The sequence below is a fragment of the Actinokineospora sp. UTMC 2448 genome, assembly GCF_024760565.1.
In the GTDB taxonomy this organism is placed as follows: Bacteria; Actinomycetota; Actinomycetes; order Mycobacteriales; family Pseudonocardiaceae; genus Actinokineospora; species Actinokineospora fastidiosa.
This window is the reverse complement of the sequence record NZ_CP031087.1, coordinates 3,084,432-3,107,995: the sequence shown is the minus strand read 5'-3', so window position 1 is coordinate 3,107,995 and position 23,564 is coordinate 3,084,432. Positions and strand designations below refer to the sequence as shown.

Genomic DNA, 23,564 nt, shown 5'->3' with positions numbered 1-23,564 from the left:
TCACGGGGCTCAGGGGTGGCCGCGCAAGCTGGTCCGGATCTCGGTCTCCTTGTCCTCAATCGACGCCCGGATCGCGGTGAGGGTCTCCACCAGGTGCCGGACCGGGATCCCGGTCGGGGTCGTGAGGTTCTCGGCGGTCGTCCGCATGTCCTCCAGGGCGCTGGTGAGCGTCGTGAGGGCGGCGGGGGCGGAGTCCGGGGAGCGGGCGGCCAGGCAGGCCAGGCGGTGCGCGGCGTCGGCGGTGATGGCGGCGTTGGTGGCCACGGCGTCGGCCTCGGGGACCGTGAGGGTCTGGGCGCGGATCTCGCCGGCGAGGGCCGACGCCCGGCGGACCAGCGCGCGGGCCCGGTCCAGCGGTTCGGCCGGGAGCGGGGGTGTGCGGGTGCTCTCGGGCGGGGCGGGTCCGCGCGACAGCAGGGCGTGGACGCCGAGGACCAACGCCGCCATGACGGCGAACACGGGCAGCGCCCACCACGGCGACGGCGCGCGGGCCGCGGTGGCCGACGCGGCCAGGGCGGCGATCATCAGGGCGGCGGCCCAGGCCGCGGGTTCGGGTCTGCGCATCAGAAGTGGCTGAAGACGCTGGCGAACACCTCGTCGATGGTGCCGGGGTCGTCGACGGCGGAGTAGTGGAGGGCGTTGGTGGTCTTGGCGATCGCGGCCATGGTCTCGCGGTCGGCGTCCGCGCCGAAGGAGATGGTGAAGACGGGCAGGGCGACCTCGCTGTTGTCGACGTCGATCTTGTCCAGCATGGCCTTCCTGCCGCGCTCGTCCGCCGGGGTGTTGGCGCCGTCGGAGAGGACGACGACGGCGTTGATGCGGTCGCCGTCGAGCGAGCCGACCATGGCGTCGTGGGCGGCGACGACGGTGTCGTACAGGTCCGTCTCGCCCTTGGTCGGCAGGTCCTCGACCGTGGTGAGCAGCGCGTCGCGGTTGGACTTGAGTGCGCCGATGGGGACCTTCTGCTGCCTGCCGGTCGAGAACGTCCACAGGCCCACCTCGTCGTGCGGGCTGAGCAGTTCCAGCGCGCGGGTGACCGCGGTCGGCAGCAGGGAGATCTTCGACCGGCCTGCCAGGTCGGCGTCGACGCTGTTCGGGTCGGCGACCTCGGCCATCGAGCCGGACACGTCGAGCACGAGCAGGACGCGGGCGTGCCTGCGGGTGGCGGCCCACGCGTCGACCATCGCCTCGACCACCTTCGGCGGCGGCGGCGCGATCACCGCGAGGCCCGCGTCGGCGGACAGGCCGAGGGTGTCCTGGAGTTCGGCGGTCGCGCGGTCCGGGGCGTCGGCGTCGCGGAAGCCCGACTGGCGGAACCGGGCCCGCTGCTCGTCCTCGGCCAGGAACCGCCGGAAGTCCTCAGCGGCCTCGCGCTGCTCGGGGCTGGCGGAGGCCAGCACGACGAACGGGTGGTCGAAGACCAGCGTGCCCTCGCGCGGGTGGATGACCGAGAACGGCCGGTTGGGCGGCGTGCCCCGGTCGAGCGCGCCGGGCTCGCCGCTAGTCGCACCGCGGTTGTAGAGGTAGGCCAGCTCCTCCTGCATGACGATCGCGCTGATCGGCGGCGTGCCGCGCCGGTCGTCGTCGGCCAGTTCCTCGACAAAGCGGGCGGCGTCGTTGCCGTAGCGGGTCACCGACGACTCCACGCCGCGGACGAACTTCAGCACCTCGGCGTTGTGCACGGCGTCGTCGGTCAGCGGTGTCCGGGCGGCCACCGCGCCCGCGTGGAAGGTCGCCACCGACGCGCCGAGGCCGGACGAGGAGAGCAGCGGGTTGTCCCGGGCGAGGGTGAAGTCGCCCCATTCCGGCCTGCCAGCGGCGGCCCAGCCGTCCGGGGCGGTGGCCAGGCGCAGGATGTCCGCCCAGCCGGGGTCCGGGGTGCGGGTGCGCACCTGCTCGGCCATCTCCTCCGGCATGGCGATCACCAGCGGGCTCGCCGCGACCGACGGGTTGTCCAGCCGCACGACGAGCCCGGTGCTGTTGCGCGCGCCCATCCGCGACAGCCACAGCGACGTGCTCGGCATCCACACCTGCGGCTCGGGCGTGCCTGTCTTGGCGCTCGCCCAGCCCCCGATCAGCGCCTCCATGGCCGCGCCCGAGGTGAGGCCGTGCACGGTGACCTTGGCGCACTTGCCGCCGAACTCCCGGTCGGCGGCGTTGTAGTCGGCGGCCATCTGCGCGAGCAGCTTGTCCTTCTCGCTGGACGAGCTGATCTCCAGTGGAACGCAGTCGGCGGGCGGCCGGTCCGCGGCGTCCAGGTAGGCGTACAGGCCGCCGCTGGCTGCGAGCCCCACCACCACCGCGATGATCAGCGGCCACCGGCCGCGCTGGTCCGACTGCGCCACGAAGCCCTCCGCTGATGATCTTAGGAGCCGCCAGTCTGGCAGATCCCGCCCACGCGGGGACCCGAATCGTCGGAATCGACCGTATCGGCGGACCAGGGCGCGGAGGCGTGCGATCGTGGCCCGCGTCAGCCATCGGAACCACGCGACTGACGCGCTTGCGTCAAGTCCGGGACTCGTCCTGGTGGAGTCGGAGCTCGTGGAGCCAGTCGGCGAACGCGGCCTCCAGCGGCGGCAGGTCGCGCAGCTCGCCGACGTGGAAGCCGCGGGTCATGTTGGCCCACACCGCGCCGAAGTCGGCGGGGTCGGCGAGCTGCCCGCCGAGGTGGCGGGCGGCGTACCCCGCGGCGGTCCGGTTCTCCCGATCCCATGAGAATTCCGCGCCTGTCACCGGTCATGCCCTTTCGTGTGTCGGATGGGGTGGGGACCGGCGGGACGGCCGCCGATCCCCCGCGGCTACCGCATCGGGGTGAGCTGCCCGTCCACCCGCAGCTCCGGCTGGGTGGCGGCCCGAACGTCGGCGACGCTCACCCCCGGCGCGAGCTCGCGCAGCACCGGCCCGCCCGGGGTGATGTCGATGACCGCGAGGTCGGTGATCACCCGGTGCACGACCCGGAGGCCGGTGGTCGGCAGCGAGCAGGCGTCCACCAGCTTCGGCGCGCCGTTCTTGGCCGTGTGCTCCATCAGGACGATGACCTTCTTCGCGCCGTGCACGAGGTCCATCGCGCCGCCCATGCCCTTGACCACCGCGCCGGGGATCATCCAGCTCGCCAGGTCGCCGACGGCGGAGACCTGCATGGCGCCGAGGACGGCGACGTCGATGTGCCCGCCCCTGATCATCCCGAAGGACAGCGCCGAGTCGAAGAAGGACGAGCCCGCCTGGACGGTGACGGTCTCCTTGCCCGCGTTGATCAGGTCGGGGTCCTCCGCGCCGTCGACGGGGTACGGCCCGACGCCGAGGATGCCGTTCTCGGACTGCAGGACTACGTGCTTGCCGTCGGGGATGTGGTCGGCGATGAGGGTGGGCAGTCCGATGCCGAGGTTGACGTAGGCGTCGTCGGGCAGTTCGCGGGCGGCGCGGGCGGCCATCTGGGTCCGGGTGAGGCTCATCGGGCTGGCACCTCCGCCAGGTCGCGGGAGCGGGTCTCGGTCGCCATGAGCACGCCCGCGGTGGAGATGACGGCGGCGATGACGACGTAGAGGGCAACGGGGGTCGGGCTGCCGAACCGGGTGAGCAGGGCGGTGGCGATCAGCGGGGCGAGGGACCCGGCGATGATCGAGGTGACCTGGTAGCCGATGGAGGTGCCGGAGTAGCGGACCGTGGTGTCGAACTGCTCGGCGAAGAACGCCGCCTGCGGTCCGTACATCGCCGCGTGCGCGATCAGCCCGCCCGTGATGGCGAGGGTGATCAGCCAGCCGTCGCGGGTGTCCAGCAGCGGGAAGAACACCATCGCCCACAGGCCCATGCCCACGGTCCCCAACAGATAGACCGGTTTGCGGCCGAGGCGGTCCGACAGCGCCCCGAAGGCGGGGATGGCGACCAGGTGGACGACGTTGGCGATCAGCAGCGCGTTGAGCACCAGGCCGCGGCCGAGATCGAGGTAGGTGGTGACGTAGGTGAGCACGAACGCGGTGATCACGTAGTAGGAGATGTTCTCCACCAGCCGCGCCGAGATGCAGATCCCGATCTGCTTGGGGTAGCGGCGCAGCGCCTCGATCGCGGGCGCCCGCCGCGGCCCGCCCTCGGCCTCGGCCTTGGCTCGGGCCTCGGTGAAGACCGGCGCGTCCTCGATGGACGAGCGGATCCAGTAGCCGAGGATGATCAGCACCGCCGACAGCAGGAACGGCACCCGCCAGCCCCAGCTCTCGAACGTCGCGTCGTCCATGGTCGCGGCCAGGATCGCGAGCACGGCGGTGGCCAGCAGGTTGCCCACCGGCACACCGGCCTGCGGCCAGCTGGCCCAGAACCCCCGGTGCCGGGCCGAGCCGTGCTCGCTGACCAGCAGGACCGCCCCGCCCCACTCGCCGCCGATGGCGAATCCCTGCACCAGGCGCAGCGTGGTGAGCAGGATGGCCGCCCACACCCCGATGCTGGCGTAGGTGGGCAGCAGGCCGATCGCCGCGGTGGCGACGCCCATCATGACGAGGCTGACCATCAGCAGCTTCTTGCGGCCGACCCGGTCGCCGAAGTGGCCGAACACCAGCCCGCCCAGGGGACGGGCGACGAAGCCGAGCGCGTAGGTCAGGAACGCCAGCATGGTGCCGACCAGCGGATCGCTCAGCGGGAAGAACAGCTTGTTGAAGACGAGTGCCGCGGCCGAGCCGTAGAGGAAGAAGTCGTACCACTCCACGGCGGTGCCGACGAGGCTGGCGGCCAGCACGCGGCCGATGCGCGTCCCTGGTTGCGGTGGAGATGCGGCGGCAGTGCTCATCACGTGCTCCTAGTGGTGCGGGCGGGTCGCCGGGAGACAGGCACCCCCGGCGACGGCCCGTGCTGGGTCGGGAGCGACCCGGGGGTCGGCGCCGGGATCACCCGGTGACGCCGTGCTCGGCGCGCCGGGCGGGCGGCCCTCCGGCCCGGGCCCCGCCCGGCGCGGGCGGAGCGGAACGGACCGGGGTGGGCGGTGCGCATGCCGGGGAACGGTAGGCGCGGCCCCCTCGCAAACCAATGTGCGGTGACACATAATGGCCGGTCCGAGCGTGTGTGAGGAGACATTGTCGGGGCGCCTGCCGGGTCAGCAGTGTTGACGTCCACGTGACCTATGGAGAGAGGGCAGCATGGACAAGGTGGTCTCCACGCCCGCGGCGGCCGTGGCCGACATCCCCCACGGCGCGAGCCTGGCCGTGGGCGGGTTCGGGCTCTGCGGCGTGCCGACGGAGTTGATCAAGGCGCTGCACGCCCGCGGCGTCGGCGGGCTGCGGGTGGTGTCGAACAACTGCGGGGTGGCCGACTTCGGCCTGGGCATCCTGCTCGCCGACCGCCGCATCGCCAGCATGACCAGCTCCTACGTCGGCGAGAACAAGGAGTTCGCGCGGCAGTTCCTCGCAGGCGAGCTGGAGGTCGAGCTCGTCCCGCAGGGCACCCTCGCCGAGAAGCTGCGCGCGGGCGGCACGGGCATCCCCGCTTTCTACACGGCCACCGGGGTGGGCTCGCAGGTCGCCGACGGCGGCATCCCGCTGCGCTACGCCGAGGACGGCGGCGTCGCCGTCGCCTCGCCGCCCAAGGAGGTCCGCGACCTCATCCTCGACGGGCGGCGCGGGCGGTTCGTCCTCGAACACGCCATCACCTGCGATTACGCCCTGGTGCACGCCGCACGCGGCGACCGGCACGGGAACCTGGTGTTCGCCCGGTCCGCCCGCAACTTCAACCCGCTGTGCGCTATGGCGGGCCGGATCACCGTCGCCGAGGTCGAGGACCTCGTCGAGCCGGGCGAGCTGGACCCCGACGACGTCCACCTGCCCGGCGTGTTCGTCCAGCGGGTCGTGCACGTCGGCCCTGATGTGGAGAAACGGATCGAGCGGCGCACCGTGCGCGCCGCGGCGCGGTGAGGAGGTGGGCGGGTGGACGGTGTCGCCTTCCGGTTGCTCGAGCTGGTCGCGGCCGGGGCGGGCAGCGACGAACTGGCGCGGCTGGCGGTGGAGGAGCCCGGGTCGGCCGCGGCCGTCGAGCTCGCGCTGCGGATCAACGCGACCGTGCGCGGGCACCGGCGGCGCGAGGCCGAGCTGTCGGCGCTGTTCGACACCGCGGGCGACCTGGCGCGACTGCGCGACCCGGACGCGGTGCTGCGGTCCATCGTGCACCGCGCCCGTCGCCTGCTCGGCGTCGACCTGTCCTATCTGACCCTCAACGACGCCGACGCGGGCATCACCTACATGCGGGTGACCGACGGGTCGGTCTCTCCGCTGTTCCCGCAGGTCAGGATGAAGATGGGGGTGGGTCTCGGCGGGCTGGTCGCGCAGACGGCCCGCCCCTACACCACCCCGGACTACCTGTCCGACCAGCACTTCCTGCACTCCGACCCGGTGGACGACGCCGTGCGCGGCGAGGGGCTGACCGCGCTGCTGGCGGTGCCGCTCGCGGTGGGCGACACCGTCATCGGCGTGCTCTACGCCGCTGACCGCGCCGCCCGGGAGTTCACCCCCGACGAGATCGCGCTGCTGTCCTCCCTGGCCGACCACGCCGCCATCGCGCTGGACAACGCGCGGCTGCTCGCCGAGGTCAGCGCGCACAGCGAGGCCGTCCAGCGCGCGGAGGCCGCCCACGACCGGCTCATGGACCTGGTGCTGCGCGGCGGGGACATCGCCGCCGTCGCCGCCGCGGTCGCCGACGTGCTGCACGGCGGGATCGGCGTCTACACGACCGGCGGCGGCGAGCTCGCGCACGCGGGGCTGCCCACCTCGGCCCCGGCCCCGGACGCGGTCGCGGCGTCCTACAACTCCGGCCGGGCCACCCGCACCGAGCGCGGCTGGGTGTGCGCCGTGCAGGCAGGGCCGGAGTTGTTGGGCAGCATCGTGCTCACGACCGACACCGAGCTGACCGACGCCGACCGGCACCTGTTCGAGCGCGCCGCCGTGGTCACCGCCCTGCTGCAGCTGTTGCGCCGGTCGGTGGCCAAGGCCGAGGACGAGGTCCGCGGCGAACTGCTCACCGACCTGCTGACCGCGCCCGACCGCAACCCCGGCACCCTGGTCGACCGGGGCAGGCACCTCGGCGTGGACCTGACCACCCGGCACGCGGTGTTCATCGCCCACGCCGACGGGGTGTCGCGGCGACGGCTGGCCGCGGCCGCCGCCCAGTTCGCCGCGTTGAGCGGCATCCACGCCGAACAGGTAGTGCTGCTGGCCCAGACCGAGGCGCCCGGCGCGCTGGCCGCCCGGGTCGCCGCCGCGCTCGGCGCCCAGGCGGGCTGCCCGGTCACGGTCGCGGCGGGCGGCCCGGCGCGCGGGCCCACGGGTCTGGCCGCCGCCTACCGGGAGGCGGAGCGGTGCCTGCGCGCGCTGCTGCGGCTGGGCCGCGACGGCACCGGGGCGTCGATGGCCGAGCTGGGCTTCATCGGCCTCGTCCTGGCCGACCGCGCCGACCACGCGGGCTTCATCCAGCAGACGCTCGGGCCGGTGTTCGACTACGACCGCGACCGGGGGACCGAGCTGATCCGCACCCTGGAGGCCTACTTCACCAGCGGGTGCAGCCTGCCCCGCACGAAGGACCTGCTCCACATCCACGTCAACACCGTCGGCCAGCGCCTGGACCGGATCGGGCGGCTGCTCGGCCCGGACTGGCAGTCCCCCGACCGGATCCTGGAGATCCAGCTCGCGCTGCGCCTGCACTCGCTGCAGGCCACCTGACCCCCGCCCGCGACGGACACACGGGTCCGTCGCGGGCGTGCCCCGCTAGCGCCCTCGCACGCAGGTGAAGCTCGCCGCCGAGTCCGGGTCGCCGGAGCCGTCGTACCTCGGCCAGGTCGGGTACCGGCACAGCGGCCGGGTGCGGTCGGCGGTCGGGTTCTTGTCGGCGACCACGGGGTGGACCGGCGCCTGACCGTGTTCGACCCAGGTCTCCAGGGCGCCGACCGAGTCCCAGCCCGCGGCGAACGGCGTGTCGACGTTGACGTGGTTGGCGCCCGGCACGAGGTAGAACCGGACGAACCGGTCGACGGCGTGCCCGCCCATGGTCCGCTGGACGCGCTCGAAGTACTCCACTGTGGACCGGTGGCTGACCAGCTCGTCCGCGGTGCCGTGCAGGAGCAGCAGCTTGCCCCCGTTCGCGGCGAAGCGCCGCAGGTCGGGATCGTTGACGTCCTGCAGGGCGGACAGCTCGCTGATGCGCCGCTGCCACGGCCCGGGCGCGCGCGGGTCGATGGCGAGCGGGTCGAAACCGGCGTCGCGGGTGACGAAGTGGCGCACCCACTGGTCCCAGAACTGCGGGCCGAAGCCGCTGTCCTTCGGCATCGGGTCGGCCGGGGCCACGGCGCCCATGCCCAGCAGCGGGGTCGTCATGTCGGCCCCGGACAGGAACGGGAACCCGGGGTAGCCCCGCTCCCCGCTGGCGAGCCGATACGGCCACCGCAGGGGCGACGACAGCGCGGTGACGGCGCGGATCTGGCTGTCGGACAGGCAGGTGTCGCCCCGGTCCCCGCCGCCGGGGCAGCGCAGCGACCAGGGGGTGAACCGGCAGCCCGACTCATGCGAGATGACCCCGTCGGCGATCCCGTCGATGCCGTCGCACGCCTTGATGACGCTGCGGTGCAGCAGGGCCTGCTTCGCCGGGTTCGGGAAGGCGCCGGGCTGCGCGAGCAGGCGGGCCTGGTAGCCGAAGAACAGGTCGAGGCTGGCCGCGTTCCACGCCGGGTAGACCGCGATCACCCCGTCGAAGTCGGTCGGCCAGCGCTGCGCCACGGCCAGGCCCTCGCGGCCGCCGCTGGAGCCGCCCGCGAAGTAGCTGTGCGCGGGCTTCTCGCCGTACCGCGCGTGGATGAGGAACACGGCCGCGTCGCGGGTCTTCTTCAGCGCGTCGCCCGCGAAGTTGCGCAGCGCCTCGTCGTTGACCCCGAAGGAGCCGTCCAGGAGCGGGGTCGGTCGGAAGTCCGGCGCGGCCTGGTGCCCGGAATCGCTGGCGAACGTGGCGTATCCGCGGCCGAGCGGGGTGGGCGCGTCGGCCGGGCCGTAGGGGACGGTGCCCGTGATCGCGGGGAGGACGCCGTCGTATCCGCCGCCGCCGAACATCATCGCCTTGCGGTTCCACCCGGTCGGCAGCGCGACGCGCAGTCTGATGTCGGGGGCGGCCGGGTCCACCGGGTGGACGGCGGCGTCGACCTGGCAGTGCTCGCCGACCGCGGCGGGCCCCTGCCCGGACGGGGCGACCAGACGCGCCGCGGTGACCTCACCTCCCCCGGTCGGCAGCCCGATCACCGAGGCGGGGATCGGCAGCCCGGCGAGATCGGCGCAGGCGACCGGCTCCGCCGTCCCGGACGCGGGAGCGGAGGCGATCGTGGAGGCCGCTAACGCGGCAAGCGGGACAAGAACGACAGACCTTCTCATGCGAACCCTTCCGACATTCCCCCGGGTGGATACGGCATTCTCGGCACCGCCTCCTCGGCCGACAATGGAGATGGGAACACTCTCGCCGCACCCGGCATGTGCTGCTCCACTGGTGTTCGGATCTCCACAGAACGCGGCGGGCTTGTAGAGCAACGGACATTGAGCGTGCGCCGCCGTCGCCAATAGCGTCGATCACGGCGAACAGCCGACATGTCAGCACAAGCAGAAGGACAGTCATGGCGCGATTCGGCATCATCGGTGCCGGGCTTATGGGACACGGGATCGCGGTCGCGCTCGCCCAGGGCGGCCACCGGGTCCATGTCCACGATCGGGACCCGGCGACGCTGGGCAGCCTCGACATCCGGGTGGAGAAGGCCCTGCGCCTGTGCGGCGCATCGGAGGAGGAGAGCAGCCGGGCGCGCGACCGGATCGTCCCCACACCCGACCTGCCGGACGCCCTGCGCGCTGCCGATGTCGTCGTCGAGGCGGTGCCGGAACGGCTGTCCGTCAAGCACGAGGTGATCGCGGAGGTGGAGGCGGTCGTCTCCCCGCGGGTGCCGGTGTGGTCGAACACCTCGGTCCTCCCGCTCACCGACATCGGGTCCGCGATGCGCCACCCCGAACGCCTCGTCGGCGTCCACTGGTGGAACCCGCCGCACGTCATCCCGCTGGTGGAGATCGCGCCCAGCGCGCGAACGGCGCCGGAGCTGGTGTCGCAAGTGGAGGACCTGCTCGGCGCGCTCGGCAAGACGACCGTCCGCCTCCACCGCGACGTGCCCGGCTTCATCGGCAACCGGCTCCAGTTCGCCCTGCTCCGGGAGGCACTGCACCTGCTGCAGGAAGGCGTCTGCGACGCCGCCACCATCGACACCGTGGTGCGGTCGAGCTTCGGGCTGCGGCTGGCGTCCGTCGGTCCCATGGAGAACGCCGACTACATCGGCCTCGACCTCACCAGCTCCATCCTGACCAACCTCGCGCCCGGCCTGTCCGCCAGTTCGGGCCCGTTCTCCTGCCTGAACGACCTCCTCGCCGACGGCCACCGCGGCCGGGCCTCCGGCCAGGGCCTGCTCCCCTGGCCGCTCGACCGGGGCGACGAGGTGGCACGCCGCCTCATCGACGGCGTCCGGCGGAATCTGTAGCGTCCGTCCCGAATGCCCGGGGGCGTGTGAGCCTGCGATCAGCGGCTTACACGCCCCCTTTCCATTTCCGCTCAATGGACCTCAGCCGGATTCGGCAGGCTGTCGACAGCCTCTCCGGCATTCGCGCCCCCACCTGATGAACGACGAGCAGGCCCGCGGCCTCTACTCCGGCCCGAACTGCGCGTACTGCTCGTCCTCGTTCTGGTCGGTCTTCGAACGCAACCCGAAGGCCCAGCCGTCGCTGGCCCTGATTCACGGTGAGCGGGGAGCCCGGCAGCCCCGGGCTCCCCGCTCACCACACAGCAAGGGACACGAATCCAGGAAACTCCGCATCTTGAGCCTGCAGGCGGGGCGTGTTAACGTGCTTTGGGAGCGCTCCCATTGCCGGTGACCGAGCCGAAATCGTCACGCGCGGCCCGACCGACCACGCCCAGGGAGTCCCGATGTCCCGCTTGCCCCGAGGCGCCGCGCGCTGGTGGCATCCGCCCGCCGTCCGAACCGCCTGCGGGTGCCGATGGTTCGGCGCCCGCAGGCGGCTTCCGGTCAGGCGGTGGGCTCGCCGGAGGGGGCGGGAAGGGGGGTGCCGAGGCGGACGGGGGTGCCGAAGTTCGGGGTGCCGTCGGCGTTCCAGGTGAACTTCTGGGCCCGGGTGGAGCGGTTCATGTCGCAGCCGCCGGTGGCGGAGTCGTTGGCGTGGTAGACGATCCAGTCCTCGGTGCCGTCGGGGGACTTGAAGAAGCCGTTGTGGCCCGGGGCGAACACGCCGTTGGCGTCGTCGCGCTGGAACACCGGGGTGGGCGTCTTCGTCCAGTGCGCCCGGTTGAGCGGGTCGGCGCCGGTCAGGGTGAGCAGGCCCAGCTTGTAGTCCGGGCCCCAGCACGCGCTGGCCGAGTAGACGATCATGACGCGGCCGTCGCGGTAGAGCGGTTCGGCGCCCTCGTTGACCGGGTGCGTCTGCCGCTCCCAGGCCAGCGTGGGCTGGCTGATCGTCCGGCGCGCCCCGCTGATCGTCCACGGGTTGGACAGCGGCGTGATGGTGATGCTCTGGGTGCCGTCCATGGCGCTGCCCAGCAGGTAGAGCCTGCCGTTGTGCCGCAGGATGCTCGGGTCCAGCTCCCACGTGCTGCCCAGGTCGGCCTTGAAGGAGTACGGACCCATCGGGTCGGCGCCCGCGCTCTCCAGCACGTGGATGCGCTGCGTCGGGTTGAAGTCCGGCACGTTCTGCCCCGCGACGTAGTACAGGTACCAGCGGCCGTTGAGCAGGTGGAACTCCGGGGCCCACATGTTGCAGCACCCGTTCTGCCTGCCGGCCAGGTTGAAGACCACCTGGTCGGCGGCCGTAGACAGGCCCGCCAGCGTCCGCGACCTGCGCATCGTGATCGTGGAGTTCCACGTCGTGGTGGCCAGGTAGTAGTACCCGTCGTGGTACTGCATCCACGGGTCGGGCCCGTTGCGCTTGATCGGGTTGGTGAACGCGCCGAGTCTCACCAGCCGCCACTGCTGGTTCGCCCCGCCGGTGTCGGGCCACTGGATGAGCCGCGCGCCGTCGGCGGTGGAGAAGTCCAGCACGTCGACCGCCTTGCCGCTGTTGCGGTTGACCAGCCGGACGAACCCGCCCCCGGAGTCCGCCAGCCGGAACTGCTGGTTGCTCCCGTTGTGGTCGGCCCACTGGATCACGTCGGCCCGGTCGGCCGTCGACGCGCCCTCGATGTCGAGCACCTTGCCGCTGTGCCGGGACTTGAGCCGGTAGTAGCCGCCGCCGGAGTCGACGAACTGCCACTGCTGCCAGGCCCCGTCGTTACGCGTGTACTGCGAGATACGCGCGCCGTCCTCGGTGGCGAGGTTGTAGACGTCCAATGCCTTGCCGCTGTGCCGGTTCACCAGCACGTAGTAGGCGTTGGTGTCGACCACGGCCGCGGACGCCTGCCGCGGCGCCGCGGTCGTGCCTGCGAACACCGTCGCGGTGGCCGCCAAGACCACCCCGAGCTTTCTCATCGGGTCCTCCACTCTGCGGGACGGGACCGGTCAGTGACCGATCCGGAAGGTGGCGTCGGCGCGGTCGGCCGCGGTGGCGATCGGGTCCACGCGCAGCACGTGGCCTGCGTGCCGGAGGTGCCGGTCCGGGAAGTTGTGCGACCGGAACGAGGTCCACGTGCTGTCGGCGAGCCCGGGCACGCGGTGGAACGTGGCGTCGGCGGCGAAGAGGGCCGAGCCGTCGTTCCGGGCCAGGCCCACCACGAAACCGGCGTGCCGCAGATAGCGGTCGGGATAGTTGACCGAGCGGAACGACAGCCCGGCCGACGACGCGAGACCGGGCACAAGCCGCCACATCGCGTCCTGGTAGGGGTCGAACGGGTACGGATCGATGCAGCCCACGTTGTCGGCGTGCCGGATCAGGTGGTCGGGGAGGTTGTGGGACTTGATCCGGTTCCAGCCCGGCGCGCCCCAGCGGGCGAGCAGGTCGGCGTGCTCCGTCGCGGTGATGCCGCAGATGGTGGGGTGCTTGGCGTTGAGCGGCTGGGTGTACTCCGCCTTGGAGAGCGGTGCCCACGAGTCGGTGGCGATGTCGCCGCTGCGCCAGGCGTACAGCTCGCCGTTGACAGGGGCGAAGGAGTCGCCCCACAGCCACCACTCGTCGCGGTCGTGGGCCTGCACGACGATCGGCGCCTCGATCCCGCCGCTGACCACACCGCGTGTGTACGTGGTGAAGCTGCGCGGAGTGAGCGTGGGCGAGCGGGCGCCGTAGAGACGCCCGTCCGCGAAGCTCTTGTAGTACAGGAAGTTCATGCCCTGTCCCAGGTGGACAGTTGCGTCCAGGACATCGAAGCCGGGGTCGAAGAACAGCTGCGGTGGGCCGACGGTGACGAAGTCGGTGGTGTAGTTGACCCAGATCCCGTCGCGTCCGCCGCTGTTCGCCGAGTAGATGATGCCGTACTGGCCGCGCCCGGCGTCCCAGAACGCCTCGGGCGCCCAGGTGTGCGTCGGCATCGAGTGCATCCGCAGCCTGCGGTAGCCGGTGAACGACCGCAGATCCGGCGAGTCCCACACGTGGATGTGCTGGTTCTGCCGGGTGAAATCGGTCCCGGTCAGGTCGGTGGCCAGGACGACGAACCCACCACCGCGCTTGCGCATGATGAACGGGTCGCGCAGGCCGCGCGTGCCCCCGGTCGGCGTGGCGACGGGGTTGCCCTGGTTGAGCGGGACCCAGATCAGCCCGTCCGAGCTGACCGCCAGGTGCAGGGCGTACCGGTCGGCCAGCCGGTCCGGCGACTCGGTGAAGTAGCCCATCACGTAAGCGGAATCGCCGGGCGCGGCGTGCGCGACCAGGCGGCCCGCGCCCGCCAGGGCGACGGCGGACAGCCCGCCCACCAGGAATGCGCGTCGTTGCGGCATGGTCGGACAACTCCTCGTCCGGGATGGCGGCCAGCGGGACCCGCGACAGGCCGGTAAGCCGGGGAACACGCGGCCGAACAGCGCTGTGAACGTTAACAGCAGCCACGGATGCACGGCAAGACTCAGCCGTCGCCGCGATGATTCCCCACCCAGCGAGCACGTCCCATGATCGGCTCGACTGGGAGCGATTGCAGCGTGCAAATCCCCAGCACAATCGGTCTATTGACACGGCGATAAGTTTCGCGTTACCCATAGACACTCCCCCGCGCGCCTGCGGCCCGGAAGCCGGACTCCGCTCTGTTAGCGATAACGCGGAACCGGCGCGCACTGGGTGGTGAGAGAGGAGCTGCTCGATGAACATCCGCGTTCCGCGCCATCGTGTCGTGCTGGTGGTGGGCGCCCTGCTGGCCTGCCTGACCACGGTGATGGCGGCCCCGGCCTCGGCGGCCCCGGCGGTCCGGTACACGAACCCGATCGCCGCCCAGCGGGCCGACCCGCACATCGTCAAGCACTCCGACGGCTACTACTACTTCACCGCCACCGTGCCGGAGTACGACAGGATCGTGCTGCGCCGGGCGACCACCATCCAGGGCCTGGCCACCGCGCCGGAGTCGGTGATCTGGCGGCGGCACGCCAGCGGCGAGATGGGCGCGCACATCTGGGCGCCGGAGATCCACTTCATCAACGGCCGGTGGTACGTCTACTTCGCCGCGGGCCGCACCGACGACGTGTGGCGCATTCGCCCGTACGTGCTGGAGAACTCCAGCGCCGACCCGATGACCGGCTCCTGGGTCGAGCGCGGCCGCGTCAACGTCCCGTGGGACACCTTCTCCCTGGACATGTCCACCTTCACCGTGAACGGCGTGCGCTACCTGACCTGGGCGCAGGCCGAGCCGGGGATCTCCACCAACTCCAACCTCTACCTCGCCCGGATGGGCGCGAACCCCTGGCAGATCACCGGGCCGGTCGCCCGGCTGACCGTCCCCACCCTGGCCTGGGAGACCCGTGGCGGCGTGCGCGTGGCCGAGGGGCCCGCGGTGGTGCAGCGCAACGGGCGGGTGTTCATGACCTACTCCGCCAGCGCCACGGACGCGAACTACTGCCTCGGGATGCTCACCGCGTCCGCGTCCGCCGACCTGCTCAACCCGGCCTCGTGGACCAAGAGCCCGAACCCGGTGTTCCAGTCCAACGCGGCCACCGGCCAGTACGGGCCCGGGCACAACTCGTTCACCACGTCCGAGGACGGCCAGAGCGACATCCTCGTCTACCACGACCGCGACTACCGCGACATCGCGGGCGACCCGCTGCGCGACCCCAACCGCCGCACCCGCGTGCAGAAGTTCTACTGGAAGCCCGACGGCACCCCGGACTTCGGCATCCCGGTCGCCGACGGCGTGACGCCCGTGCGCCTGAGGTCCCACAACTTCCCCGACCGGTTCGTGCGCCACTGGGAGTACCGGGCCCGCATCGACGCGGGCGTCACCCCGCTGGCCGACTCCCAGTTCCGCGTCGTTCCCGGCCTGACGGGATCGGACACGGTGGCGCTGGAGTCGACCAACTTCCCCGGCTACTACCTCCGCCACCGCGACCACGAGGCGTGGGTGGAGCGCAACGACGGCAGCGCTACCTTCCGCGCCGACGCGTCGTTCCACCGCCGCCCCGGCCTGGCGTCCAGCGCGGCAGTGTCGTTCGAGTCGGTGAACTTCCCAGGCCACTACCTCCGGCACGTCGGCTTCCAGCTGGTCCTCGCGACCGCGCCGGACGCGCTCGGCCGGGCGGACGCGACGTTCGTCCTGGAGTGAGCCTGCCCCCCAAGACGCTCCCACGGGCATGACGAAGTGGAGGACTCGATGAGAAAGCTCGGGGTGGCCCTGGCGGCCACCGCGATGGTGGTAGGCGGCACGGTCGTGGTGACGCAGTCCGCGTCCGCGGCCGTGGTCGACACCAACGCCTACTACGTGCTGGTGAACCGGCACAGCGGCAAAGCCCTCGACGTCTACAACCTCGCCACCGACGACGGCGCGCCGATCGTGCAGTGGGCGCGCAACGACGGCGCGTGGCAGCAGTGGCAGTTCGTCGACTCCGGCGGCGGCTACTACCGGCTCAAGTCCCGGCACAGCGGCAAGGTCCTCGACGTCGAGGGCCGGTCCACCGAGAACGGCGCCAACGTGGTGCAGTGGACCGACCACAACGGGACCAACCAGCAGTTCCAGCTCCGCGATTCCGCGGACGGGCACGTGCGGCTGGTGAACCGCAACAGCGGCAAGGCGCTGGACGTGTGGGAGCGGTCGACCGCCGACGGCGCGCGGGTGTCCCAGTACACCGACCAGGACGGCGCCAACCAGCAGTGGCGGCTGGTGCGGGTGGACGCGAACCCCGACCCCGACCCCGGCCCCGGTCCGGACGGCCGCCAGCTCGAGAGCCTGAACCGGGGTCTGACCAGTGTGCGGTCGGGCAACGGCAACCTGGTGAGCTGGCGGCTGCTGGCCGGTGACCCGCAGGGCGTCGCGTTCAACGTCTACCGCGGCGCGACGAGGCTCAACGGCAGCCCGATCACCTCCTCGACCAACTACCTCGACAACGGCGCGGCCGGTGACGCCTCCTACACGGTGCGCGCGGTGGTCGGCGGCGTGGAGCAGGCGCCGTCGGAGCCGTCGCTGCGGTTCACCGGCGGCGGGCACCTCGACGTGCCGATCCAGCCGCCGGGCAGCATCTACAGCGCCAACGACGCCAGCGTCGGCGACTTCGACGGCGACGGGCAGTACGAGATCGTCCTCAAGTGGGACCCGAACAACGCCAAGGACAACTCGCAGTCCGGCGTGACGGGCAACGTCTACATCGACGCCTACCGGCTGAACGGCACCCGGCTGTGGCGCATCGACCTCGGCCGCAACATCCGGGCGGGCGCGCACTACACGCAGTTCCAGGTGTACGACTACGACGGTGACGGGCGCGCCGAGGTCGCGATGAAGACCGCGGACGGCACCCGCGACGGCCGCGGTGTCGTGATCGGCAACGCCAACGCCGACTACCGCAACTCCAGCGGCTACATCCTGTCCGGCCCGGAGTTCCTGACGATGTTCAACGGGCTGACCGGCGCGGCCATGTCGACGGTGGACTACGACCCGCCGCGCGGCAACGTCGCCTCCTGGGGCGACAGCTACGGCAACCGCGTCGACCGGTTCCTGGCGGGCACCGCCTACCTCGACGGCGTCCGCCCGTCGCTGATCATGGCCCGCGGCTACTACACGCGCGCGGTCATCGCGGCCTGGGACTTCCGCGACGGGCGGCTCGTCAAGCGCTGGACCTTCGACAGCAACACCGCCAGCGGCTATGCCGGGCAGGGCAACCACTCCCTGACCGTGGGCGACGTCGACCAGGACGGCCGCGACGAGATCGTCTACGGCGCCGCCGCCATCGACGACAACGGCCGGGGCCTGTGGACCACCGGCCTCGGCCACGGCGACGCTGGCCACCTCGGCGACCTGGACCCGTCGCGGCCGGGCCTGGAGTACTTCAAGGTCTCCGAGAGCAGCAACCAGCCCGGCTCCTGGTTCGCCGACGCCCGCGCCGGCCAGCGCCTGTGGACCACCGCGTCCGGCGGCGACAACGGCCGAGGCGTGTCCGCCGACATCTACGCGGGCAGCCCCGGCGCGGAGTCCTGGTCGGCGATGGACGGCAGCCTGCGCAACACCCGCGGCCAGGCCGTCGGCCGCAAGCCCTCCTCGATCAACTTCCTGGTGTGGTGGGACGGCGACCCGACCCGCGAGCTGCTGGACCAGACCCGCATCGACAAGTACGGCACCGGCGGCGACACCCGCCTGCTCACCGCGTCGGGCGTGCACTCCAACAACGGCTCCAAGGCCACCCCGTCCCTGTCCGGCGACATCCTCGGCGACTGGCGCGAGGAGGTCATCTGGCCCACCCTCGACAACCGCGCGCTGCGCATCTACTCGACCCCCCACCCCACCGACCGGCGCTTCACCACGCTGGTCCACGACACCCAGTACCGGGTGGCGATCGCCTGGCAGAACACCGCCTACAACCAGCCACCCCACCCCAGCTTCGCCCTCCGCTGAGCTGATCCCCCAGAAATGACCACCGCCGTGGCCCGCCCCCCCCCCCCCCAGGCGGGCCACGGCGTGCGTCTGCACGAAGCACGCAGGTAGTCGCTCCCGTGGTGGTTCCCGGAAGACGATCTGCGCACCGGCTGCGGCGGCGCCGTTCACGCCGAGCACCCGGCCGCCGTTGGCGCAGTGTGCCGCCGGGGAACGCCGAACCAGCGCCACGGAAGGCGACCCGGCCTGATCGCGGTCGACGACATCCTGGTGTCGCTGCTGACGACCGTCCCGGTCGAGGCGGCCCCCGTCAAGCGGCCCGACGGTGGCAGCCCTCGGCCGCAGGTGTGGGAGGGGTATGCGGACCTGCTCGGTTCCGATTTCCCGCTGCAACCCCTTGCCCTCGCCGACTTTTACGCCGCGTGCAAGACCACCGAGCTGGCCCTGGGCGTGGCGTCGGGTGACGCGCGCTTCTTCGCGAACATCCTGCTGGCAGTCGGCGCGGCCCCAGCCACGACCGTCAGCGCAGGCCCTGGGCGAGCCGGTGGTAGGCCTGGTTCCAGCGGAGCCGGTCGGTGAAGTCGTCGGTCGTGGTGGCCTCGCCGATGACGACCAGCTCGGTGTCGACCATCCTGGCGAAGTCGCGCAGCACGCCCACGCCCGCCGACCGGGTGAGGACGGTGTGGTGCGGGCCGCCCGCGGTCAGCCAGCACTCCGCCGAGATCGGAAGCGACGGCCGCGGCGTCCACACCGCGCGCGCGACCGGGAGGTTCGGCAGGGGCTCGTCCGGCGGCACGACGTCGATCTCGTTGGCCACCAGCCGGAACCGGTCGCCGAGGTCGGCCAGGCCGATCACCGCGGCCGGGCCGGGCTCGGCGTCGAAGACCAGGCGCACCGGGTCGTCGCGGTCGCCGATGCCCAGCGGGTGGATCTCGCACGACGGCCGGTCGGCGGCGATCGACGGGCACACCTCCAGCATGTGCGCGCCGAGCGTCTTCGGCGTCCCGGGGCCGAAGTGGTAGGTGTAGTCCTCCATGAACGACGCCGACGGGCCCATTGCCTTGACCGCGGCCAGCAGGGCGCTCGTCTTCCAGTCGCCCTCGCCGCCGAAGCCGTAGCCCTCGGCCATCAGCCGCTGCACCGCCAGGCCGGGCAGCTGCCGCAATCCGCCCAGGTCCTGGAAGTTGGTGGTGAACGCGCCGAACCCTCCGTCGACGAGGAACCGGCGCAGACCCGCCTCCAGGCGCGCGGCGTAGCGCAGGGATTCGTGCCGCTCCCCGCCCACGGCCAGTTCGGGGGCCAGCCGGTAGGCGTCGGCGTACTCGGCCACCAGCTGGTCGATCTCGGCGTCCGCCACCGCGTCGACCACCGCCACCAGGTCGTTGACGCCGTAGGTGTTCACGCTGACGCCGAAGCGCAGCTCGGCCTCGACCTTGTCGCCCTCGGTCACCGCGACGTCGCGCATGTTGTCGCCGAAGCGGGCCAGGCGCAGCCCGCGCAGGTGGTTGTGGCCGACCGCGGCGCGCACCCACTCGGCGACGCGGCTCACCAGGCGCGGGTCGGACACGTGCCCGGCGACCGTCTTGCGCGCCACGCCGATGCGGGTCTGGATGTAGCCGAACTCCCGGTCGCCGTGCGCCGCCTGGTTGAGGTTCATGAAGTCCATGTCGATCGTGGACCACGGCAGCGCCTCGTTGAGCTGGGTGTGCAGGTGCAGCAGAGGCTTGCGCAGCGCGTCCAGCCCGCTGATCCACATCTTCGCCGGGGAGAAGGTGTGCATCCAGGCGATCACGCCGACGCAGGCGGGGTCGGTGTTGGCCGCCTCCAGCGTCTGGCGGATCGCCGATGAGTCGGTCAGCACCGGCTGCCACACCAGTTCGGCGCCCAGCGCGCCGGTCGCGGTCAGCGCGCGCTCGATCCGCTGCGACTGGCCCGCGACCCGCTCGAGCGTCTCCGGGCCGTAGAGGTGCTGGCTGCCGGTCAGGAACCAGACCTGCGGCTTGGGCGGTGTTGACATGGGAGTCCCCTGGGAAGTCGGTGGGCTACTGGCCGTAGACGTTCTGGTAGCGCTCGTAGAGCCGGTCGACGGCGCCGCTGTCGATCACGTCCGGCCTGCCCAGCTGGTGTGCGAAGTGGACGGTGCGGGCGACGTCCTCGACCATGACCGCGGCCTTGACCGCCGCGCGCGCGTCCCGCCCGATGGTGAACGGGCCGTGGTTGCGCATCAGCACCGCAGGTGACCGGCTGCCGCGCAGGGTCTCCACGATGCCCCGGCCGATGGAGTCGTCGCCGATCATGGCGAACGGGCCGACCGGGATCTCGCCGCCGAACTCGTCGGCGATCATGGTCAGCACGCACGGGATCGGCTCGCCGCGCGCTGCCCACGCCGTGGCGTACGGCGAGTGCGTGTGCACCACGCCGCCGACCTCGGGCATGTGCCGGTAGACGTAGGCGTGCGCGGCCGTGTCCGACGACGGCGCGAGTTCCCCGTCGACGAGGTTGCCATGCAGGTCGGTGACGACCATCTTCTCGGGCCCCAACTCGTCGTAGGACACCCCGGACGGCTTGATCACCATGAGGTCCGCGCCCGCGACCCGCGCGGAGACGTTGCCAGCCGTCCAGATCACCAGCTCGTACCGGGTCAGCTCCCGGTGCAGGTCCGCCACCGTGCGGCGCAGTCCGGCCACCGCGTCGGCCACCGCCTGGGTCAGCGCCATCTAGTCCTCCCCCTCGCGCCGGGCGACGGCAGCGCGCCGGATCGCCCGCAGCCGGTGCATGACGTCGTTGCCGCCGCGCCCGAAGTGGTCGTAGAGCTCGGCGTACTCGGCGAACAGCCGCTCGTAGGCCTCGACGTTCGCCCGGACCGGCTGGTACACCGACGGTTCCTTCGCGCCCATCGCCGCCGAGGCTGCCCGGATGTCCGGGTACGCGCCCGCGGCGACGGCGGCGTGCAGCGCCGAGCCGAGCGCGGGGCCCTGGGCCGACCCGATCACCGACAGCGGCAGGTTCACCACGTCGGCGTAGATCTGCATGAGCAGCGGGTTGCGCAGCAGGCCGCCCGCGACGATCAGCTCGCGCACCGGCACGCCCGCGTCGGTGAACGAGTCGATGATGACCCGGGTGCCGAACGCCGTGGCCTCCACCAGCGCGCGGTAGACGTCCTCGGCGCGGGTGCCCAGCGTCATGCCCACCACGATCCCCGACAGCTCGTGGTCGACCAGCACCGAGCGGTTGCCGCTGTGCCAGTCGAGGGCGACCAGCCCGTGCTCGCCGATCTCCTGCGCGGCGGCCAGCTCGGACAGCAGGTCGTGCACGCTGATCCCGCGCTCGCTGGCCTGCTCGTGGTAGCGCGGCGGGACCTGGTTCTCCATGTACCAGGCGAAGATGTCGCCGACGCCGCTCTGCCCGGCCTCGTAACCCCAGAGCCCGGGGACGATGCCGCCGTCGACCACCCCGCACATCCCCGGCACCTCGCGCAGCACGTCGCCGCTCATCACGTGGCAGGTCGACGTGCCCATGATCGCCACCATCTGGCCGGGCTCGACGGCGCGCGCGGCGGGCGCGGTGACGTGCGCGTCGACGTTGCCGACCGCGACGGCGATCCCCTCGGGCAGCCCGGTCCACGCGGCGGCCGCCGCGGTCAGCGTCCCCGCCTCGGCGCCGAGCGCGCCGATGGGCTGCTCGACCTTGTCGGCGACGAAGTCGGCGAAGCCGGGGTCGAGCGCGGCCAGGAAGTCCCGGCTGGGGTACCGGCCGTCCTGGTAGACGCCCTTGTACCCGGCGGTGCAGGCGTTGCGCACATAGCGGCCGGTGAGCTGCCAGACGATCCAGTCGGCGGCCTCGACCCAGCGGTCCATCGCCGCGTAGACCTCGGGCGCCTCCTCCAGCAGTTCCAAGCCCTTGGCGAACTCCCACTCCGCGGAGATCAGCCCGCCGTAGCGGGGCAGCCACTTCTCCCGCCGCCGGGCGGCCAGCTCGTTGATCCGGTCGGCCTGCGGCTGGGCGGCGTGATGCCGCCACAGCTTGACGTAGGCGTGCGGGTTGCCCGCGAACTCCGGCAGCTCGCACAACGGCGTGCCGTCGGCGGTGGTGGGGACCATCGTGCAGGCGGTGAAGTCGGTGCCGACGCCGATCACCCTGGCCGGGTCCGCCCCGGCGTCGGCGAGCGCGGCGGGCACGGCCGAGCGCAGCACGTCGCGGTAGTCCTGGGGCACCTGCAGCGCCCAGTCCGGGGGGAGCGCGGCGCCGGTGGCGGGCAGGACCCGGTCCACCACGCCGTGCCGGTACTCGTGCACCGCGGCGCCGAGCTCGGCCCCGTCGCGCACCCGGACCACCACGGCGCGGCCGGACAGGGTGCCGAAGTCGACACCCACCACCAGCGCGTCGTCATCGTTGGTCATGAAGCCGCCCTTGTCAGGGGGAAGAGGGGGACAGCGCCGAGTGTTATCGTTAACACGATCGCCGTCAAGACCCGGTTCCAACAAGCGGTGTCAGCCGCAGTGAGCGTGCACAAAACGAGGGCCGAGATGTGTATCCCGGCCCTCGTTCGGACGGTGATCAGCGCTGGGGCGGCGCCACGCTGCGACGTTCGACCAACTCCGGGACGAGGGTGCGCTGCACCGGGGCCGCCTGGGTGCCGGAGAGCTGGGCCAGCAGCAGGCCGAGCGTCTCGGCGGCCACGGCGTCGAAGTCCGGCCGGATGGTGGTCAGCGGCGGGATGAAGAACTCCGCCTCGGGCACGTCGTCGAAGCCGACCACGCTGACGTCGTCGGGCACCGACCGGCCGCGCTCGCTCAGCGCGCGCAGGATGCCCAGCGCGAGGTGGTCGTTGGCGGCGAAGACCGCGGTGACCTCGGGCATCCGCGCCAGCATCTGCCCGGCGCGGTACCCGGCGGCGGCGCTCCAGTCCGCGGCCGCCAGCGGCGGGACCTCCGCGCCCGCCTCGTCGAGCGCGCGGCGCCACCCGCGCACGCGGCCGTCGGCGTCGAACCAGTCCGCGGGCCCGGACACGTGCCACACCGTGGCGTGGCCCGCGTCGAGCAGGTGCCTGGTGGCCGCGTAGGCGCCCGCCTCCTGGTCGACGGTCACCAGCGGCGCGCCGCGCTCGGGGTCGCCGTCGATGGTCACCAGCGGGACCCCGGCCGAGACGGTGGCCAGGGCCTCGTTCGCCGACGCCGTGGGCGCTATCGCCACGATGCCCGCGACGCGCTGGTTGCGGTGCTGTTCGAGGGCCGCCTCTATCGAGGACCGGTCCAGCTCCCGCACCCGCCGGACGCTGACGGCGAAGCCCGCCGCGGACGCGGCCAGCTCGAACGCGGCCAGCAGCGACGACGGCCCGTAGAGGGTGGAGTTCTGGGCGACCACCCCGATCAGCTGCGAGCGGCCCGTGACCAGCGCGCGGGCTGCCGCGTTGGGCCGGTAGCCCAGCTCCTCCATCGCGGCGCGCACCCGGAGCCGCGTCTGCTCGCGGACGTTGGGGTGGCCGTTGAGGACCCGCGACACCGTCTGGTGCGACACGCCCGCCAGCCGCGCGACGTCGACCATGGCCGGGTCCCTGGCCACGCGCCCACTCGCCGTCGCATTGTCCACAGCAG

General features: G+C 72.3%; 18 protein-coding genes. 6 read left to right on the top strand and 12 right to left on the bottom strand.

Annotated elements, in window-relative coordinates; genetic code table 11:
* Positions 1-9: 9 nt before the first annotated feature.
* The 5 genes from Actkin_RS14450 to Actkin_RS14430 all read right to left on the bottom strand — a co-directional run bounded on the left by Actkin_RS14450 (position 10) and on the right by Actkin_RS14430 (position 4,774).
* Positions 10-564 carry a hypothetical protein gene (locus Actkin_RS14450; protein ID WP_258907594.1) on the bottom strand — a complete coding sequence of 185 codons (555 nt, stop codon included), beginning with the start codon at positions 562-564 and terminating at the stop codon, positions 10-12.
* A complete protein-coding gene (locus Actkin_RS14445; RefSeq protein WP_258907592.1) occupies positions 564-2,345 on the bottom strand; it encodes a vWA domain-containing protein in 1,782 nt (593 codons plus the stop codon). The genes Actkin_RS14450 and Actkin_RS14445 overlap by 1 nt, the downstream gene beginning before the upstream one ends.
* A gap of 160 nt (positions 2,346-2,505) precedes the next feature.
* Positions 2,506-2,733, bottom strand: coding sequence for a hypothetical protein (locus tag Actkin_RS14440; protein ID WP_258907591.1), 228 nt, complete (start codon positions 2,731-2,733; stop codon positions 2,506-2,508).
* Positions 2,734-2,798: 65 nt separating this feature from the next.
* Positions 2,799-3,452, bottom strand: coding sequence for a 3-oxoacid CoA-transferase subunit B (locus Actkin_RS14435; RefSeq protein ID WP_189213945.1), 654 nt, complete (start codon positions 3,450-3,452; stop codon positions 2,799-2,801).
* Entirely contained in the window at positions 3,449-4,774 is a 1,326-nt protein-coding gene (locus Actkin_RS14430) for an MFS transporter (protein WP_258907589.1), read from the bottom strand. Before Actkin_RS14430 ends, Actkin_RS14435 begins: the two co-directional genes overlap by 4 nt.
* A gap of 346 nt (positions 4,775-5,120) precedes the next feature.
* On the opposite strand from Actkin_RS14430, the gene Actkin_RS14425 reads away from it, so the two are divergent.
* Together Actkin_RS14425 and Actkin_RS14420 are read left to right on the top strand one after the other, a co-directional pair.
* A complete protein-coding gene (locus Actkin_RS14425; protein ID WP_258907587.1) occupies positions 5,121-5,891 on the top strand; it encodes a CoA transferase subunit A in 771 nt (256 codons plus the stop codon).
* A gap of 12 nt (positions 5,892-5,903) precedes the next feature.
* Positions 5,904-7,688 (top strand): helix-turn-helix domain-containing protein, encoded by a 1,785-nt coding sequence (locus Actkin_RS14420; RefSeq protein ID WP_258907585.1) that lies wholly within the window; start codon positions 5,904-5,906, stop codon positions 7,686-7,688.
* Positions 7,689-7,733: 45 nt separating this feature from the next.
* Here Actkin_RS14420 and Actkin_RS14415 read toward each other — a convergent pair whose 3' ends face one another.
* On the bottom strand, positions 7,734-9,380 hold the full coding sequence (locus Actkin_RS14415; protein WP_258907583.1) for a tannase/feruloyl esterase family alpha/beta hydrolase: 1,647 nt from the start codon (positions 9,378-9,380) through the stop codon (positions 7,734-7,736).
* Between the two features lie 236 nt (positions 9,381-9,616).
* Here Actkin_RS14415 and Actkin_RS14410 point away from each other — a divergent pair, with 236 nt between their 5' ends.
* The gene (locus tag Actkin_RS14410) at positions 9,617-10,519 is read left to right on the top strand and encodes a 3-hydroxyacyl-CoA dehydrogenase family protein (RefSeq protein ID WP_258907581.1); all 903 of its coding nucleotides are present in this window, start codon (positions 9,617-9,619) and stop codon (positions 10,517-10,519) included.
* Between the two features lie 543 nt (positions 10,520-11,062).
* Here Actkin_RS14410 and Actkin_RS14405 read toward each other — a convergent pair.
* Both Actkin_RS14405 and Actkin_RS14400 read right to left on the bottom strand, forming a co-directional pair.
* On the bottom strand, positions 11,063-12,514 hold the full coding sequence (locus Actkin_RS14405) for a family 43 glycosylhydrolase (RefSeq protein WP_258907580.1): 1,452 nt from the start codon (positions 12,512-12,514) through the stop codon (positions 11,063-11,065).
* Between the two features lie 30 nt (positions 12,515-12,544).
* Positions 12,545-13,912, bottom strand: coding sequence for a glycoside hydrolase family 43 protein (locus Actkin_RS14400; RefSeq protein WP_258907579.1), 1,368 nt, complete (start codon positions 13,910-13,912; stop codon positions 12,545-12,547).
* A 353-nt stretch (positions 13,913-14,265) separates the two neighbouring features.
* Between Actkin_RS14400 and Actkin_RS14395 the strand changes: the two genes are divergently transcribed.
* The 3 genes from Actkin_RS14395 (at position 14,266) to Actkin_RS32740 (ending at position 18,549) form a co-directional block, all read left to right on the top strand.
* Positions 14,266-15,714 carry a family 43 glycosylhydrolase gene (locus tag Actkin_RS14395; RefSeq protein ID WP_258907578.1) on the top strand — a complete coding sequence of 483 codons (1,449 nt, stop codon included), beginning with the start codon at positions 14,266-14,268 and terminating at the stop codon, positions 15,712-15,714.
* A gap of 48 nt (positions 15,715-15,762) precedes the next feature.
* Positions 15,763-17,991, top strand: coding sequence for a rhamnogalacturonan lyase family protein (locus Actkin_RS14385; RefSeq protein ID WP_309569134.1), 2,229 nt, complete (start codon positions 15,763-15,765; stop codon positions 17,989-17,991).
* A 177-nt stretch (positions 17,992-18,168) separates the two neighbouring features.
* Positions 18,169-18,549: an RbsD/FucU domain-containing protein gene (locus Actkin_RS32740; protein WP_396122970.1), complete on the top strand. Its 381-nt coding sequence runs from the start codon at positions 18,169-18,171 to the stop codon at positions 18,547-18,549.
* Here the strand turns inward: Actkin_RS32740 and araA are convergent.
* The 4 genes from araA to Actkin_RS14365 all read right to left on the bottom strand — a co-directional run bounded on the left by araA (position 18,491) and on the right by Actkin_RS14365 (position 23,514).
* The gene (gene araA / locus Actkin_RS14380) at positions 18,491-19,987 is read right to left on the bottom strand and encodes an L-arabinose isomerase (protein WP_258907576.1); all 1,497 of its coding nucleotides are present in this window, start codon (positions 19,985-19,987) and stop codon (positions 18,491-18,493) included. The genes Actkin_RS32740 and araA overlap by 59 nt on opposite strands.
* 25 nt (positions 19,988-20,012) lie before the next feature.
* Positions 20,013-20,687 carry an L-ribulose-5-phosphate 4-epimerase gene (locus Actkin_RS14375; RefSeq protein ID WP_189213935.1) on the bottom strand — a complete coding sequence of 225 codons (675 nt, stop codon included), beginning with the start codon at positions 20,685-20,687 and terminating at the stop codon, positions 20,013-20,015.
* Positions 20,688-22,370, bottom strand: coding sequence for a ribulokinase (gene araB / locus Actkin_RS14370; RefSeq protein WP_258907574.1), 1,683 nt, complete (start codon positions 22,368-22,370; stop codon positions 20,688-20,690).
* A 157-nt stretch (positions 22,371-22,527) separates the two neighbouring features.
* On the bottom strand, positions 22,528-23,514 hold the full coding sequence (locus Actkin_RS14365) for a LacI family DNA-binding transcriptional regulator (RefSeq protein ID WP_396122991.1): 987 nt from the start codon (positions 23,512-23,514) through the stop codon (positions 22,528-22,530).
* Positions 23,515-23,564: the final 50 nt, after the last annotated feature.